Origin of the sequence: Modestobacter sp. VKM Ac-2978, assembly GCF_026968025.1 — a bacterium.
Classification (GTDB): Bacteria; Actinomycetota; Actinomycetes; order Mycobacteriales; family Geodermatophilaceae; genus Modestobacter.
In genome coordinates, this window is sequence record NZ_JAPVBP010000003.1 from 466,171 (window position 1) to 481,286 (window position 15,116).

Sequence of the window (15,116 nt, forward strand, 5' to 3'; positions counted from 1 at the left end):
CTCAGAACAGGTCGGGCACCAGCGCCAGGACGACGAACCGGATGGCGCGGCCGATCAGGCAGGTCACCACGAACGCCCGCAGGCTCATCTTCGACGTCCCGGCGTAGAAGGCGATCGCCAGCAGCGGCGGGATGCCCACCGAGCCGCTGAGCAGCACCACCCCCGGACCCCAGCGGCCGGACAGCAGCGCGACGCCGCGGGCGTTGACCCGGCCCAGCCAGCGGCCCACCGGCCGGAGCGCCCGCTTCACCGGCCCGCCCGGGGGTGGCTCCCCAGCCGCCTCGGCGGCGGCGATGGCGGCCGCCTCCGCCGCCCCGCGCTCCCGCAGCCGCTCCAGCCAGCGTGAGCTGGTCGCGCCCCGGGCCGCGGAGAACAGCAGTACCTTGCCCGCGGTCTGGCCGATCGCCGCGGCGACGGCGCCGGCGACGGCCACGGTGGGGGAGTGGGTCACCGCCAGGCCGATCACGTAGGCCTCCACCGGCAGGAACGGGGTGACCGCGGAGACCGCGCCGACCACCAGGCCGAGGGCGATCAGCCCGATCGCGCCGGCGTCAGGCACGGGCGGCGGCGCCCGGGGTCGGCTGCCGGACGTGCACCGGGTCGGTCGGCCGGGGCAGCCGCAGCACCCGGCCCAGCGACCAGACCTTGATCACCAGCACCACCGAGGCGGCGACCAGGGCCACCCGCTGGTCGGGCACGAACACCAGCAGCAGCACCAGCAGGGTGGTGTTGGTGACCTTGGCGACCACATGCCAGTTCAACGTCCAGGCCAGCCGGTCGACGAGGAAGAAGTAGTTGGGCGAGAGCACCGGCCAGCGCATCGGCAGCAGGGTCAGCGGCAGGTCGACCACGACGAACTGGAAGAGGAAGACCGCCACCGGCCACGGTGCGTCGATGAACATCAGCAGCACCAGGGCGCAGCTGATGCAGTTGATCCGGTCGCAGACCACGTCGAACACCGCACCGAAGCGGGTCTCCTGGTCCCGCCACCGGGCGACGTTGCCGTCGGCGGAGTCGCCGATCCAGTAGGTCAGGTAGGCGGCGAGCAGCCACGGCCACGAGTGCTGGACGGCGGCGGTGGTCACCAGCGCCAGCGACGCCAGCGTGCGGATGACGGTGACCAGGTTCGCGGCGTTGCGCAGCTGGCGGGGGTCCTCGCAGGCGCAGCCGCGCACGCCGCACCGCACCGGCAGCCCGGGACGGCGCGGGGTGCGGTCGGCGGTGACGGTCCCTGGAGCCGTCGAGTGGGCCACGGGGGACCTCCGGGTCTCGGGCGCGCCGTGATCACGGCGGCGCTGCGGAGTGCACGCTAGGGGTCGGTTGGTCTGTGCACCAGGACCACGGCCGGGTGTCCCGGCCGCCCGCCTACGCTGTCGGCCGTGGTCACCGCCCCTCCCGACGCCGCAGCGGCGGCCCTGGCGGTGCACGTCTGGTCGGTGCCGATGCGCACCCGGTTCCGCGGCATCGACGTCCGCGACGGGGTGCTGGTGCACGGCCCGGCCGGCTGGGGCGAGTTCTCCCCGTTCTGGGACTACGACGTCACCGAGAGCCGCCGCTGGTGGGCCGCGGCGCACGAGGCCGCCGTCCTCGGCTGGCCCGACCCGCTGCGGGACAGCGTGCCGGTCAACGTCACGGTGCCGGCCGTGGAGCCGGACCGGGCACACGCCATCGTGACGGCGTCGGGGTGCCGCACCGCGAAGGTGAAGGTCGCCGAGCCCGGCCAGTCCGCCGCCGACGACCTGGCCCGGGTCGAGGCGGTGCGCGACGCGCTCGGCCCGGCCGGGGCGATCCGGGTGGACGCCAACGCCGCCTGGGACGTCGACACCGCGGTCGCGCGGTTGCGCGAGCTGGACCGGGTGGGCCTGGAGTACGCCGAGCAGCCCTGCGCCACGATCGGTGAGCTGGCGGCGGTGCGCCGGCGGGTCGAGGTCCGGGTGGCCGCCGACGAGGTGGTCCGCCGCGCCGCCGACCCCCGCGAGGTCGACCTGCGCGAGGCGGCCGACGTGGTGGTGCTGAAGGTGCAGCCGCTGGGCGGGGTGCGGGCGGCGCTGGCGGTCGCCGAGGCGCACGGGCTGCCGTGCGTGGTCTCCTCGGCGCTGGAGAGCTCGGTCGGGATCGCCGCCGGCGTCGCGCTGGCCGCCGCGCTGCCGGAGCTGCCGTTCGCCTGCGGCTTGGCCACCGTCGCGCTGTTCACCGACGACGTCACCGGTGACCCGCTGCTGCCGGTCGACGGTGCGCTGCCGGTGCGCCGCCCGGAGCCCGACCGGCTCGCCGAGACCGCGGCCGACCCGGCGGTCGAGCAGCGCTGGCGCGCCCGGCTGGCCGCGGTGACGGCCCGGTGAACCCGGCCACCGCCTTCGCCCGGGTGCTCGTCGACGAACTGGTCCGCGGCGGCGTCACCGACGCGGTGGTCGCCCCCGGCTCCCGCTCCGCGCCGGTCGCCCTGGCGCTGGCCGACGCGGAGATGGCGGGCCGGCTGCGGCTGCACGTGCGGATCGACGAGCGGACGGCGGCGTTCCTCGCGCTCGGGCTGGCGAAGGCCGCCGGGCGGCCGGTGCCGGTGCTCACCACCTCCGGGACGGCGACCGCCCACCTGCACGCGGCGGTGCTGGAGGCGCACGAGAGCGGGGTGCCCGTGCTGGCGCTGACCGCGGACCGCCCGCCGGAGCTGCGCGCCACCGGCGCCAACCAGACGATCGACCAGGTCGGCCTCTACGGCGGTGCGGTGCGCTGGGCACTGGACGTCGGGGTGCCCGAACCGGGTCGCGAGGCAGCACAGAACAGGTACTGGCGGTCGGTCGTCGCCAAGGCGCTGCTCGTCGCCCGGGGTGCGCTGTCCGGCGACCCCGGCCCGGTGCACCTGAACCTGTCCCTCCGTGAGCCGCTCATGCCCGACGACGGCGGGGAGCGACCGGCGCCGCTCTCGGGTGACCTCGCCGGGCGCCCCGACGGCGCTGCGTGGACCACCTCGGCCGGTGACGGGACGCGGAGCGCGCCGCTGACCGGCGGCGAGCCGGCCGGCGGAGGTCGCACCCTGCTCGTCGCCGGGGACGCGCCCTCCGCGGTCGGTCGGGCCGCTGCCGTCGTCGCCGACCAGCGCGGCTGGCCGGTGCTGGCCGAGCCCAGCAGCGGGGCCTGGGGGGCGAGCGGGGCGGTGCGCGGGCCGGCCCTGCTGCTGGGGGCCGCCGACTGGCTGGCCGCACACCGGCCCGACCGGGTGGTCGTCGTCGGCCGGCCCACGCTCTCCCGGCCGGTCAACGCCCTGCTGGGCGACCCGGCGGTGACCGTGGAGACCTACGGGCCGACGCCGCGCTGGGCCGACCCGGGCCGGGGCAGCAGCGTCGTCGGTAGCGCCCAGCTCGACCCGGGCCTGGCGCTGCGCGACCCCGGGCCGCGGGGCGGCGGGGAGTGGGCAGGTCAGTGGGCCGAGGCCGCCCGGCTGGTCGGGGCGGCGGTCGACGCAGAGCTGGACGACGTCCCCGGGCGTGGGCTGACCGCGGCCCGACTGGCCCGGGACCTGGTGGCCCTGCTGCCGGCCGGCGCGCTGCTGGTGCTGGGCTCCTCGACGCCGGTGCGCGACGTCGACCGGCTGGCCGTGCCGCGGCCCGGGGTGACCGTGCTGGCCAACCGGGGGGTGGCCGGCATCGACGGCACGATCTCCACGGCGGTCGGGGCTGCGCTGGCGCACCAGGGGGCCGGGGGCGGGCCGGCGTTCGCGCTGATGGGCGACCTCACGTTCCTGCACGACCTGACCGGGCTGCTGCCCGGGGCCGGTGAGCCGCGGCCGGACCTGACCGTCGTCGTCCCGGACAACGACGGGGGCGGCATCTTCGCCCAGCTGGAGCCGGGGCAGCCGCAGTACGCGGCCAGCTACCGGCGGGTGTTCGGCACCCCGCACGGCCGGGACCTGGTGGCGGTGGCCCGCTCGCTCGGCTGGGCGGCGACCGCGGTCAGCGACCCCACCCAGCTGGTCGCCGCGCTGGGGGCGGGCGGGCCGCGGGTGGTCGTCGTCCGCACCGACGCGGCTGCCGAGGCGGCTCTGGCCACGCGGCTGCGCGCGGCCGCCGTCACCGCCCTCGGCTGAGCTGTCGCCGGCTCAGGCCTGGGCGACGGGCAGGTCGCCGGGGCTGGTCGCCGGCCGCGGCCGGGGCAGCGCCGGTGCCGTGGACGCCTCGGCGAGCAGCAGCAGCTCGGCCTCGTCGACCTCCAGTGGCTTGGCGAACAGCCAGCCCTGGGCCAGGTCGCAGCGCTCCGCGCGCAGCCGGTCGCGCTGGACCTCGGTCTCCACGCCCTCGGCGACGACCTCCAGCCGCAGCGTGCGGCCCAACTGGACCAGCCCGTGCACGATCGCCGCGTCGTCGGCCGAGCCGTCGAGCAGGTTCACGAACGAGCGGTCGATCTTGAGCACGTCGACGTCGAACTGGCGCAGGTAGCTTAGCGAGGAGTAGCCGGTGCCGAAGTCGTCCAGGGCCAGCCGGGTGCCCAGCGCGCGCAGCTCCAGGAGCCGTTCGGCCACCGCGTCCGGGTCGGTGACCAGCGCCGTCTCGGTGACCTCCAGGACCAGCGAGGACGGCGTGATCCCGCTGGAGGTCAGCGCCTCGGCGACGTGGTCGACCAGGGTGCCGCCGGCCAGCTGCCGCGCGGAGACGTTGACCGCCATGGACAGCGGCGTGCTCCGGGGGTGGGCGCGCTGCCAGCGGGCGGCGGTGGCGGTGGCCTCGGCCAGCACCCAGCGGCCGATCGGCAGGATGTGCCCGGAGTCCTCCGCGATCGGGACGAACCGGTCCGGACTGATCGCGCCGAGGGTGGGGTGCTGCCAGCGGAGCAGCGCCTCGAAGCCGACCACCCGCTCGGTCTGCAGGTCGACGACCGGCTGGTAGACCAGCCGCAGCTGGCCGGCGGCCAGTGCCCCGCCCAGCTCCCGCTCCAGCTCGATCCGCTCCAGCGCCGCGGTGCGCATGCCCGGGTCGAACACCACCCACTGGGCACGGCCGGCGGCCTTGGCCTGGTACATCGCGATGTCGGCGTCGCGGAACAGCGACAGCGGGGTCGCGTCGGGCTCGGCGGCGACGATCCCGATGCTGGCGGCCACGGTCACCCGGTGGCCGTGCAGCAGCACCGGCTCGTCGAGGACCTGCAGCAGCCGCTCGGCCAGCGAGGCGGCGGCCGGCAGGCCGCCCCGGGTGTCGTCGATGAGGACGGCGAACTCGTCGCCGCCCAGCCGGGCCACCGTGTCCGCCGCCCGGACGACGCCCTGCAGCCGCTCGGCGACCGTGCGGAGCAGGTCGTCCCCGGCCAGGTGGCCGAGGCTGTCGTTGACGTCCTTGAAGCCGTCCAGGTCCAGGCAGAGCACGATCGGCGGGCTGCCGGTGCGGCCGGCCCGGCGCAGCGCCTGCTCGGCGTGGTCCAGGAAGAGCGACCGGTTGGCCAGCCCGGTGAGCCCGTCGTGGAAGGCCTGGTGGGCCAGTTCCTGCTCGGCGAGCTTGCGGGGGGTGATGTCGTAGACGCTGACGGCGATGCCGCCGACGTCGGGGTCGTGCCGCAGGTCGACGGCGCGACCGCCCAGCCACACCGTGCCCCCGGTCGGGTGGTCCCCGCGCAGGTCCAGCTCCACCGGCTCACCGGGCACCAGCCGGGCGCGGTCCAGGGCCGTCAGCACGTCGGCGGGGTCGATGCCGATGCCGCTGAGCAACTGCGGCAGCGACCGCCCGGCGCCCCCGGGGCGCCCGAGCAGCTCGGCCAGTGACCGGGAGTCCGAGGTCAGCCGCCCGTCGCGGTCGACGACGGCCACCGCGTCGGAGGAGGTCATCGCCAGCGCCTCGTACCGCCGGGCCAGGGAGTGGACCTCGGCCCGGGCGCGGCTCTGGTCGGCGAGCAGCCGCTGGGCGCGCACGATCATCAGCACGGTCAGCGTGGAGGTGGCCAGCAGGCCGGGCAAGGGGTCGATGTCCTCACCGGCCAGCCAGGCCCGGAGCTCGAAGGCGCCAGGAACCAGCAGCGGCAGGAAGGCCAGGGTCATCCGCCAGCGTCCGGTCCCAGCCGTGGCGGGCGTCACCGTCGGGCCGGTCGGGAGGCCCGAGCGGTCCGTCCAGGGCAGCGCGGCGAACGCGGCCGCACCGATCAGCCAGCCGGCGTCCAGCCAGCCGCTGACCGTGTCCGGGGCGGCCAGCAACAGCCAGGCCAGGTCGGAGGCGAGCCAGGCGGTGGAGCCGAGGCCGAGCAGCAGCGTCGGCAGCCTGACCCGCGACTGCACGACCATGCCGCGTACGACCAGGCCGATGACCACCGCGTCCAGCAGCGGGTAGGCCGCCCAGATGACCCGGGTGCCCAGCGGCAGGTCGGCGTCGGTCAGCGTCGAGTGCACGGAGCTCTGCCAGACCACCAGCAGGGCGACCACCAGCACGGCCGCGCCGTCGAGCAGGGCGTGGAACCGCGCCCGTGGGTGAGGGTCGCCGTCCCCGGCGTAGACCAGCAGGGCGGCCCCGAGGGCGCAGTAGGAGGCCAGGTAGGCGGCGTCGGCCACCGAGACGTCCGGCGGGGAGTCGGCCAGCCACGCCTGCAGCTGCCAGAGCAGGTCGCCGAGGGCGTTGAACGAGACGGCGACCGCGACCCACCGGGCCGCCGGCCCCGGGCGGCACCGCTGGACGCCCAGCCATGCGGCGACCGCGGCGGTGATGCTGACGACCAGGGAGACGACCGAGGACACGGTCTCGCCGCCGGTGGACCCGACCAGGACGACGAGGGCAGCGGCCAGCGACAGCCAGGCGACAGCGACCCTGCGGTCGCGGCCGTTCGCCGTCCTGCCGTCCATGTCCCGTCGTCCCCCTGTCGGTGTCCTGTACCGAACAGTCTCGGAACGTGGGCGTGCCGTCTTGACCTGAGGGAGGGCACTCGCGCGGCGGGGTCCCTCCTCGGGGGGAGGGGCTCAGTCCTCGAGCGCGGCCTGGAAGGCGGCCAGCTTCGCCTGGGTCTCGGCCAGCTCGGCGATCGGGTCGGAGCCGGCGACGATGCCACAACCGGCGAACAACCGGGCCTGCCGCCCGCCGTCGGCCCCGGTCAGCTGCGCGCAGCGCAGCGCCAGCCCGAACTCCCCGTCGCCGCGGGCGTCCAGCCAGCCGACGGGCCCGGCGTAGCGGCCGCGGTCCATCCCCTCGAGCTCGGCGATCACGCGGGCAGCGGTGGCGGTCGGGCTGCCGCCGACCGCGGCGGTGGGGTGCACGGCGCCCACCAGCTCCAGCAGCCCGGTCGCGTCGTCGTCCCGCTGGCGGCCGCGGACGTCGCTGGCCAGGTGCCGGACGTTGGGCAGGGTCAGCACGCTGGGCTGCTCGGGGACGACGAGCTCGTCGACGAACGGCCGGAGCGCGTCGGCGAGGGAGTCGACGGCGTAGGCGTGCTCGGCGTGGTCCTTGACCGAGGTCTGCAGGCCCGCCGCCAGCCGGTCGTCCTCCGCGCCGGCGCCCCGCGGGGCGGTACCGGCCAGCACCCGGGCGTCCAGCTCGCGGCCGGTCCGGCGCAGCAGCAACTCGGGGGTGGCCCCGAGCAGGCCGTCGACGGCGAACGTCCAGGTGTCCGGGAACCGCTCGGCCAGGCGGAGCAGCAGCCGGCGGGGGTCCAGCGGCCGGTCGGCGCTGACCAGCAGGTCGCGGGCCAGCACCACCTTGTCCAGCTCGCCGGCGTCGATCCGGGCGACCGCGGCGGTGACGGCACCGCACCAGGCCATCGGGTCCAGGGCGCCGTCGGCGTAGGCGAGCCGGCCGATCGAGGTGGCCGCGTGCTGCGGTGAGGTCTCGACGACGGCGAGGTCCTCGTCGTCCGCGTCGCCGGTGACGGTCACCCAGGTGCACCCGTCGCGGCGGCCCACGACCACCTCGGGGACGACGAAGACCGACGTCCCCACCGCCGGGTCGAAGGCCACGGAGGCGAAGAGGACCGGCCCGGAACCGGGGACGCCGACCGGGTCGTGGACCTCGGTGCCGGCGCAGCGCTGGGCCCACCAGTCGGCGGCCTCGGTGAGCGCACCGGGGCCGGACACCTCCAGCCGGGCCGCCTCGCCCCACCCGATCAGGCCCTCGCCGCGGCGCACCCAGGCCAGCGCGCCGTCGCGGGGGAGCAGGGTCAGCAGCGGCGTGCGCCGGGCGCCCAGTGGGGTGGTGGTGACCGCTGCCGCGCTGGTCGCGGTGCGTGCGGCTGCCGTGGTCACCGCTCCAGGGTAGGAGAGGCGCAGGTAGCGTCGCCGTCGTGGCGACCGGGGAACGGGCGGGGACGGCGGGGACGCGAGCCGGGCTGGACAAGCGGCCGGCGGAGGTCGCGGCGATGTTCGACCGGGTCGCCGGCCGGTACGACGTGACCAACACGGTGCTCTCCGCCGGGCTGGACGCCGGCTGGCGCCGGGCCACCCGCGAGGCGCTGGGTGCGCGGCCGGGTGCGACCGTGCTCGACGTCGCGGCCGGGACGGCGGTCTCCACCGTCGAGCTCGCCGCCGGGGGAGTGCACGCGATCGCCTGCGACTTCTCCCAGGGCATGCTGCGCGCCGGGGCGTCCCGGCCGGTGCCGAAGGTGGCCGGGGACGCGATGGCGCTGCCGCTGGCCGACGAGAGCGTCGACGGCGTCGTCATCTCCTTCGGGCTGCGCAACGTGGCCGACCCACAGGCGGCGCTCCGCGAGTTCTCCCGGGTGACCAGGCCCGGCGGCACGCTGGTGGTCTGCGAGTTCTCCAGCCCCACGCTCGCGCCGTTCCGGACCGTCTACACCGAGTACCTGATGCGGGCGCTGCCGGTGATCGCGCGGGCGGTCAGCAGCAACCCGGAGGCTTACGTCTACCTGGCCGAGTCCATCCGGGCGTGGCCGCCGCAGCCGGAGCTGGCGCGGTGGCTGCAGGGCGCCGGCTGGGCCGACGTCGCGTGGCGCGACCTGACCGGCGGCGTCGTCGCGCTGCACCGGGGCACCCGGGTCTAGTCGTCGGCCAGCACGGCCGCCAGGACGGCGTCGGCGCGGTGCTGTTCGGCCGCGTTCGTCCCGGCGAGACCGGCCCGCACGACGAGCGCCTTCCACAGCGCCCAGCCGCGGGCCCGGGCCCACGAGCCGTCGTCCAGGTCGAGGCCGGACCGGAAGGCCGCCCGGCTCCGGTCCGTGAAGAGCGTCCAGGCGATGACGAGGTCGCACGCCGGGTCCCCCACCCCGCAGGTGCCGAAGTCCAGGACGGCGGCCAGCCGGCCGTCCCGCACCAGCAGGTTGCCGGCCGCGACGTCGCCGTGGAACCACCGCGGCGGCCGGTCCCAGGAGGTCGATGCGGCAGCCGCCCAGACGGCGGTGGCCGCGGCGCCGTCGATCGACCCGCCCAGTGCCTCGATCGCTGCGTGGGTCTCGCCGGCGTAGTGGGTGAGCGGGGCGCCGCGGAACCAGCTGTGCGGTCCGGCCGGTGGCCCGCCGGCCGTGTCCACCTGCTGGAGGGCGGTCAGGAACCCGGCCAGGTCGGTGGCGAACGTGCTGAGGTCGTCGACCGGCGTCCCGGACGCATCGGTGCCGTCCAGCCAGCGGTACACCGACCACGGCCACGGGTAGCCCGCGCCGGGGGAGCCCTGGCCGAGCGGCACGGGGACCGGCAGCGGCAGCTGCGGCGCCAGGCGGGGGAGCCACTCCTGCTCCTTGGCCACCTGGACGGCGTAGGCCGCCGCGCTGGGCAGCCGGACGAGCAGCTCCGCACCGAGCCGGAACGTGCGGTTGTCCCAGCCGCCCGGCTCCACCGGCACGACCGGCAGGCCGGCCCACTCCGGGAACTGGGTCGCGACCAGCCGGCGCACGAGCGGGACGTCGATGCGCGGGGTGGTCACGGGAGCACCCTGCCCTGCTGGGGTCATCGGCTCACCTCCGGCGGTCTGGACGCGGCGTGGTGGCGGTGCGGGGCGGGTTGGATGACGTGCAGCGGGCGACGGTCGAGCCGCAACCGCGATCGAGGAGGTGATTAGGTGGTCCGCCGAGCCGCCCCGTCCCCGGGAGCCCGGGCACTGGTCGTCGTTGCGCTCGTGGTCGTCCTCGGCCTCGCGGCCTGGCAGGGCCCCCTGGTGTGGGAGATCAGCGGGTCGGGCGTCTTCTTCGTCGTCTTCGGCCCACCTGCGGCCTGCGCGGCTCTCGCCCTGCGGGTCGAGCGCGTCCGCGGGACGGTGCTGGCCCCTGCGGTCGTCGCTGCGCTCGGGCTGGTGTCCGTCGCGTGGGGGCTGGTCACGTTGCTGAGTGGTGGGCTGTACCTCCTGGTGCCCGCGCTCCTGCTGCTGGTCGCCGCCATGATCTCGTGGGTCGACAGACGGCCGGACGCCTCCACGACACGCTGACCCGGACGCCGAGTGTCGAGATGTCGACGTGTGGTGCCCGGACCAGACGTGCACAGATCGTCACTCGGCGAGCGTCGCCCGGGCCGGACGGCGAGGCGTTGCGCCCGGAGCGGACGGTGTTCCCCGGCCGCCCCGGGAGGAGCAGGCTCCGGGCATGACTATCCCGCCCACCCCCGCGCCCCTGCCGTCCCCGTCGTTGACCGACCCGATCTCCCCGCCGGCCCCGGATCCCGTCCCGGGACCGGACCCGACCGACCCGATCTCCCCGACCGACCCGATCTCCCCGCCGGCCCCGGCGCCGGTCCCGGGACCGGGCCCCACCGACCCCACCGCGCCGCCGCGCACGTCGGCCCCCGGGCCGCTGTGACCCCACGATCCGCGCTCTGCGCGGCCTGTCAGGACCCCCGGTGTGAACTCGATCACCGGGGGTCCTGGTGTTCCGACACCCCTCGGCATAGGCTCTGACCACTCGACCTTGTGAACTTGTTCACAAGCAGGCGGTGAACCAGTTCACGGTCGTCGGTCCGCTGTCCGCGAGCACGGGGAGGTCGTCGCAGTGTCCCGCCCGAAGACGTGCACGCCCCCGGTCGGGGGTGGCTGATGCTGTCGAACTACGTGCCCCTGGTCGGGCTCTTCGTGCTCGCCGCGGGCTTCGCGCTCTTCTCGGTCACCGCGGCCCCGTTCATCGGCCCGCGCCGCTACAACAGCGCGAAGGTGCAGGCCTACGAGTGCGGCATCGAGCCGGTCGACCAGCCGCTCACCGGCGGGCGGATCCCGGTCAAGTACTTCCTGACCGCGATGTTGTTCATCGTCTTCGACATCGAGATCGTCTTCCTCTACCCATGGGCGGTCGCCAACGACGCGCTGGGCCTGTGGGGCCTCACCGCGATGGCCGTCTTCATCGGCACCGTCTTCATCGCCTTCGTCTACGAGTGGCGCCGCGGGGGGCTGGAATGGGACTGACCCGCACCGGACCGAGCACGGACGGAGGTCGCTGACATGGGCCTGGAGGAGAAGCTCCCCAGTGGCGTCCTGCTGACCAGCGTGGAGAAGCTGGTCAACTGGACCCGCAAGTCCTCGCTGTGGCCGGCCACCTTCGGCCTGGCCTGCTGTGCGATCGAGATGATGGCCTCCGGCGCCGGCCGCTACGACCTGGCCCGCTTCGGCATGGAGGTCTTCCGCGCCTCCCCCCGCCAAGCCGACCTGATGATCGTCGCGGGGCGGGTCAGCCAGAAGATGGCCCCGGTCCTCCGGCAGATCTACGACCAGATGCCCGAGCCGCGCTACGTGCTCGCCATGGGCGTCTGCGCCAGCTCCGGCGGCATGTTCAACAACTACGCGATCGTGCAGGGCGTCGACCACATCGTCCCGGTGGACATGTACCTGCCCGGCTGCCCGCCGCGGCCGGAGATGCTCACCGACGCCATCCTCAAGCTGCACCACAAGATCCAGCACCAGCCGCTGGGCGCCAAGCGTGCCCGGGAGCAGGCCGAGGCCCGGGCCAACGGGACGGCGCCGGAGCTGCACCTCGCGATGCCCTCCAGTGTCCGGGCCGACCCGGCGGCGCGGCGCGCCTACGAGCAGGCCGCCGCCGAGGGCCGCACCGGTCAGTTCGCCATCGAGCAGCGCGGAGGCAACGCCGTCGTCCTGCCCGGAGCGGACCGATGAGCGACGAGGCCGGCTTCGACGCGGCGACCGAGCCCGGCGGGGGGTTCCGCAAGGGCGCCTTCGGCGTCACCGGCAGCGGCGACACCTCCGGCTTCGGTGGCCTGGTCCGGGTCGAGCCCGGCGGGGCCGTCGCGCTGCACTCCACCGACCGGCCCTACGGCGGCTGGTTCGACGAGGTCACCGACGCGCTGATCGACGCGGTCGGTGAGGCCACCTACGCCGCCGCCGTCCACCGGGTCCTGGTCGACCGGGGCGAGATCACGTACTTCGTCGCCCGCGAGCACCTGCTCACCCTGGTCCGGGCGCTGCGGGACGACGAGGCGCTGCGCTTCGAGCTGTGCAGCAGCGTCTCCGGCGTCGACTACGCCGACAGCGGCGGCCCGGCTGCGACGCCGGAGCGGCCGCGGCTGCACGTCGTCTACCACCTGACCTCGATGACCTACCGCCGGCGGATCCGGCTGGAGGTGGCGGTCACCGCCGAGGACCCGCACGTCCCCTCGGTCACCTCCGTCTACCCGACCGCGGACTGGCACGAGCGCGAGGCCTGGGACATGTTCGGCGTCGTCTTCGACGGCCACCCGGCGCTGACCCGGATCCTCATGCCCGACGACTGGGAGGGCCACCCCCAGCGCAAGGACTACCCGCTCGGCGGCGTCCCGGTCGAGTACAAGGGCGCGCAGATCCCGCCCCCCGACGAGCGCCGGAGCTACCGATGACCACCACCCAGGACCCCTACGCCGGCTCCCGGCAGACCACCGAGGGCCGGGTCTACACGGTCACCGGCGGCGACTGGGACCAGACCTTCGGCGCCGACACCCAGGGCGACGAGCGGCTCGTGGTCAACATGGGCCCGCAGCACCCCTCGACCCACGGGGTGCTCCGCCTGGTCCTCGACCTCGAGGGCGAGACGGTCACCCAGGCCCGCGTCGTCATCGGCTACCTGCACACCGGCATCGAGAAGACGACGGAGTACCGCACCTGGACCCAGGGCACGACCCTGGTCACGCGGATGGACTACCTGGCCCCGCTGTTCAACGAGACCGGCTACTGCCTGGCCGTGGAGAAGCTGCTCGGCATCGAGGCGCCGCCGCGGGCGCAGACCATCCGGGTGCTGGTCATGGAGCTCAACCGGATCGCCTCGCACCTGGTCGCACTGGCCACCTTCGGCATGGAGATGGGCGCGCTCACCGGGATGACGAACGGCTTCCGGGAGCGGGAGCTGGTGCTGGACGTGCTCGAGGAGATCACCGGGCTGCGGATGAACCACGCCTACGTCCGCCCCGGCGGGCTGGCGCAGGACCTCCCGGAGGGCGCCGTCGAGTCCGTGCGGGAGTTGCTCGCCGTCCTCCCCGAGCGGGTCGCCGGCACCCACCGGCTGCTCACCGGCCAGCCGATCTGGCAGCGCCGGCTCAAGGACACCGGCTACCTCGACCTCACCGGCTGCGTGGCCCTCGGCGTCACCGGACCGGTCCTCCGTGCGGCCGGGCTGCCCTGGGACATGCGCAAGGTCGAGCCGTACCTGGGCTACGAGACTTACGACTTCGAGGTGCCGACGGCGGACACCTGCGACGCGTGGGGCCGCTACCTGGTGCGGATGGGCGAGATCACCGAGTCGATCAAGATCATCGGCCAGGCGCTGGACCGGCTGGAGCCCGGGCCGGTGATGGTCGAGGACAAGAAGATCGCCTGGCCGGCGCAGCTGTCCCTGGGCGCCGACGGGATGGGCAACTCCCTGGACCACGTCCGGCACATCATGGGCCAGTCGATGGAGGCCCTGATCCACCACTTCAAGCTGGTCACCGAGGGCTTCCGGGTGCCGGCCGGCCAGGTCTACACGGCCATCGAGTCGCCCCGAGGCGAGCTCGGCTACCACGTGGTCAGCGACGGCGGCACCCGCCCGTTCCGGGTGCACGTCCGGGACCCCAGCTTCGTCAACCTGCAGGCCACCGCGGCGATGAGCGAGGGCGGCATGATCGCCGACGTCATCGCCGCGATCGCCTCGATCGACCCCGTGATGGGAGGCGTCGACCGCTGATGAACGAGCTTGCGAGTTCATCCCATGAGCAGAGCCGCACCGCGCGAGCGGCGGCGACGAGCGTCAGCGAGGAGTTGACGTGAGCGCACTGCCCGGCTCCTACGAGGGGACGGCGGTCACCGGGCTGGACTCCAGCCCGGTCGAGCCGGCCGCCCCGGATCTGCCGCCGCTGACCGAGCAGACCGAGGCCGAGGCCCGCGAGCTGATGGCCCGCTACCCGCAGGAGCGGTCGGCTCTGCTGCCGATGCTGCATCTCGTCCAGTCGGTCCAGGGCTACGTCTCGCCCGAGGGCGTGGGGTTCTGCGCCCGGCTGCTCGGGCTGACCAAGGCCGAGGTGGGCGCGGTCGCGACGTTCTACACGATGTACAAGCGGCACCCGACCGGTGAGCACCTGGTCAGCGTCTGCACCAACACGCTCTGCGCCGTCCTCGGCGGGCAGCGGATCTACGACGCGATCTCCGCCGACCTCGGCGTGGGCCACGACCAGACCGCCGCCGACGGCTCGGTCACCCTGGAGCACGCGGAGTGCCTGGCCGCCTGCGACTACGCGCCGGTGGTCACCGTCGACTACGAGTTCTACGACCAGCAGGACGTCGAGTCGGCCCGCGCGCTGGTCACCGCGCTGCGGATGGGGGAGAAGCCGCCACCCACCCGCGGGGCGCCGCTGACCGACTTCCGCGGCGTCTCCCGCCAGCTGGCCGGCTTCTCCCAGCACGCCGACCTCGAGGCCGAGCGGGCGGCGATCGATGCCCCGTCGGCCGGTGGGCCGACGCTGATCGGGGTGCGGCTGGCCGCCGAGCGCGGCGAGTCCGCGCCGCCGATGGGCGACGCCCAGCCCGAGCAGGCGCCCGAGCCGGACGTCGAGCCCGCGGGCGGGCCGGGCGAGACGGCGTCCGAGCAGGCCGCCGACACCGCCGTCGCCTCCGCTGACACCCCGGCCGAGCGGGCCGGGGCGGCGCAGCACCACCCGGACACCCCCGAGCCCGCCGGCCGCCAGCCGGCCGAGCGCGGCCGCGAGGGCACCGACACCCCGCCCACCAGCTCGGGCGCCGGGCAGAACAGCTCGATCGAGCGGGAGACCTGAG

General features: G+C 75.3%; 15 protein-coding genes. 10 read left to right on the top strand and 5 right to left on the bottom strand.

All coding sequences use genetic code 11. The features are described from left to right. Position 1 precedes the first annotated feature (1 nt). Complete coding sequence (locus O2W53_RS09935) at positions 2-559, bottom strand: hypothetical protein (RefSeq protein WP_269162888.1); 558 nt, start codon at positions 557-559, stop codon at positions 2-4. Then, a complete protein-coding gene (locus O2W53_RS09940; RefSeq protein WP_269162889.1) occupies positions 552-1,253 on the bottom strand; it encodes a CDP-alcohol phosphatidyltransferase family protein in 702 nt (233 codons plus the stop codon). The genes O2W53_RS09935 and O2W53_RS09940 overlap by 8 nt, the downstream gene beginning before the upstream one ends. Positions 1,254-1,379: 126 nt before the next feature. Between O2W53_RS09940 and O2W53_RS09945 the strand changes: the two genes are divergently transcribed. Together O2W53_RS09945 and menD are read left to right on the top strand one after the other, a co-directional pair. Further along, positions 1,380-2,342: an o-succinylbenzoate synthase gene (locus O2W53_RS09945; RefSeq protein ID WP_269162890.1), complete on the top strand. Its 963-nt coding sequence runs from the start codon at positions 1,380-1,382 to the stop codon at positions 2,340-2,342. Continuing rightward, positions 2,339-4,084: a 2-succinyl-5-enolpyruvyl-6-hydroxy-3-cyclohexene-1-carboxylic-acid synthase gene (gene menD / locus O2W53_RS09950; RefSeq protein WP_269162891.1), complete on the top strand. Its 1,746-nt coding sequence runs from the start codon at positions 2,339-2,341 to the stop codon at positions 4,082-4,084. Before O2W53_RS09945 ends, menD begins: the two co-directional genes overlap by 4 nt. Before the next feature lie 12 nt (positions 4,085-4,096). Here the strand turns inward: menD and O2W53_RS09955 are convergent, their stop codons facing one another. Both O2W53_RS09955 and O2W53_RS09960 read right to left on the bottom strand, forming a co-directional pair. Beyond that, on the bottom strand, positions 4,097-6,811 hold the full coding sequence (locus O2W53_RS09955; protein ID WP_269162892.1) for a putative bifunctional diguanylate cyclase/phosphodiesterase: 2,715 nt from the start codon (positions 6,809-6,811) through the stop codon (positions 4,097-4,099). A gap of 114 nt (positions 6,812-6,925) precedes the next feature. After that, positions 6,926-8,200: an isochorismate synthase gene (locus O2W53_RS09960; protein WP_269162893.1), complete on the bottom strand. Its 1,275-nt coding sequence runs from the start codon at positions 8,198-8,200 to the stop codon at positions 6,926-6,928. Positions 8,201-8,238: 38 nt separating this feature from the next. Here O2W53_RS09960 and O2W53_RS09965 point away from each other — a divergent pair, with 38 nt between their 5' ends. Continuing rightward, positions 8,239-8,955 (top strand): demethylmenaquinone methyltransferase, encoded by a 717-nt coding sequence (locus O2W53_RS09965; RefSeq protein ID WP_269162894.1) that lies wholly within the window; start codon positions 8,239-8,241, stop codon positions 8,953-8,955. Here O2W53_RS09965 and O2W53_RS09970 read toward each other — a convergent pair. Next, complete coding sequence (locus O2W53_RS09970; RefSeq protein ID WP_269162895.1) at positions 8,952-9,830, bottom strand: aminoglycoside phosphotransferase family protein; 879 nt, start codon at positions 9,828-9,830, stop codon at positions 8,952-8,954. The two genes, O2W53_RS09965 and O2W53_RS09970, sit on opposite strands and share 4 nt — an antisense overlap. 135 nt (positions 9,831-9,965) lie before the next feature. Here O2W53_RS09970 and O2W53_RS09975 point away from each other — a divergent pair, with 135 nt between their 5' ends. From O2W53_RS09975 to nuoE, 7 genes are all read left to right on the top strand, one after another. Further along, positions 9,966-10,328 (top strand): hypothetical protein, encoded by a 363-nt coding sequence (locus O2W53_RS09975; RefSeq protein ID WP_269162896.1) that lies wholly within the window; start codon positions 9,966-9,968, stop codon positions 10,326-10,328. A 154-nt stretch (positions 10,329-10,482) separates the two neighbouring features. Continuing rightward, positions 10,483-10,695: a hypothetical protein gene (locus tag O2W53_RS09980; RefSeq protein WP_269162897.1), complete on the top strand. Its 213-nt coding sequence runs from the start codon at positions 10,483-10,485 to the stop codon at positions 10,693-10,695. Positions 10,696-10,928: 233 nt separating this feature from the next. Continuing rightward, on the top strand, positions 10,929-11,291 hold the full coding sequence (locus O2W53_RS09985; protein WP_081975124.1) for an NADH-quinone oxidoreductase subunit A: 363 nt from the start codon (positions 10,929-10,931) through the stop codon (positions 11,289-11,291). A 36-nt stretch (positions 11,292-11,327) separates the two neighbouring features. Then, a complete protein-coding gene (locus tag O2W53_RS09990) occupies positions 11,328-11,996 on the top strand; it encodes a NuoB/complex I 20 kDa subunit family protein (RefSeq protein WP_036333175.1) in 669 nt (222 codons plus the stop codon). Further along, positions 11,993-12,712 carry an NADH-quinone oxidoreductase subunit C gene (locus O2W53_RS09995; RefSeq protein WP_269162898.1) on the top strand — a complete coding sequence of 240 codons (720 nt, stop codon included), beginning with the start codon at positions 11,993-11,995 and terminating at the stop codon, positions 12,710-12,712. The genes O2W53_RS09990 and O2W53_RS09995 overlap by 4 nt, the downstream gene beginning before the upstream one ends. Beyond that, entirely contained in the window at positions 12,709-14,031 is a 1,323-nt protein-coding gene (locus O2W53_RS10000; protein WP_269162899.1) for an NADH-quinone oxidoreductase subunit D, read from the top strand. Before O2W53_RS09995 ends, O2W53_RS10000 begins: the two co-directional genes overlap by 4 nt. Before the next feature lie 79 nt (positions 14,032-14,110). Continuing rightward, the gene (nuoE, locus tag O2W53_RS10005) at positions 14,111-15,115 is read left to right on the top strand and encodes an NADH-quinone oxidoreductase subunit NuoE (RefSeq protein WP_269162900.1); all 1,005 of its coding nucleotides are present in this window, start codon (positions 14,111-14,113) and stop codon (positions 15,113-15,115) included. Position 15,116: the final 1 nt, after the last annotated feature.

What these genes read in the sequence shown, in the direction of transcription:
- O2W53_RS09955 (WP_269162892.1), bottom strand. Translation starts at nt 6,811, where the DNA reads ATGGACGGCAGGACGGCGAACGGCCGCGACCGCAGGGTCGCTGTCGCC.
- O2W53_RS09980 (WP_269162897.1), top strand. Translation starts at nt 10,483, where the DNA reads ATGACTATCCCGCCCACCCCCGCGCCCCTGCCGTCCCCGTCGTTGACC.
- O2W53_RS09985 (WP_081975124.1), top strand. Translation starts at nt 10,929, where the DNA reads ATGCTGTCGAACTACGTGCCCCTGGTCGGGCTCTTCGTGCTCGCCGCG.
- O2W53_RS09990 (WP_036333175.1), top strand. Translation starts at nt 11,328, where the DNA reads ATGGGCCTGGAGGAGAAGCTCCCCAGTGGCGTCCTGCTGACCAGCGTG.
- O2W53_RS09995 (WP_269162898.1), top strand. Translation starts at nt 11,993, where the DNA reads ATGAGCGACGAGGCCGGCTTCGACGCGGCGACCGAGCCCGGCGGGGGG.
- O2W53_RS10000 (WP_269162899.1), top strand. Translation starts at nt 12,709, where the DNA reads ATGACCACCACCCAGGACCCCTACGCCGGCTCCCGGCAGACCACCGAG.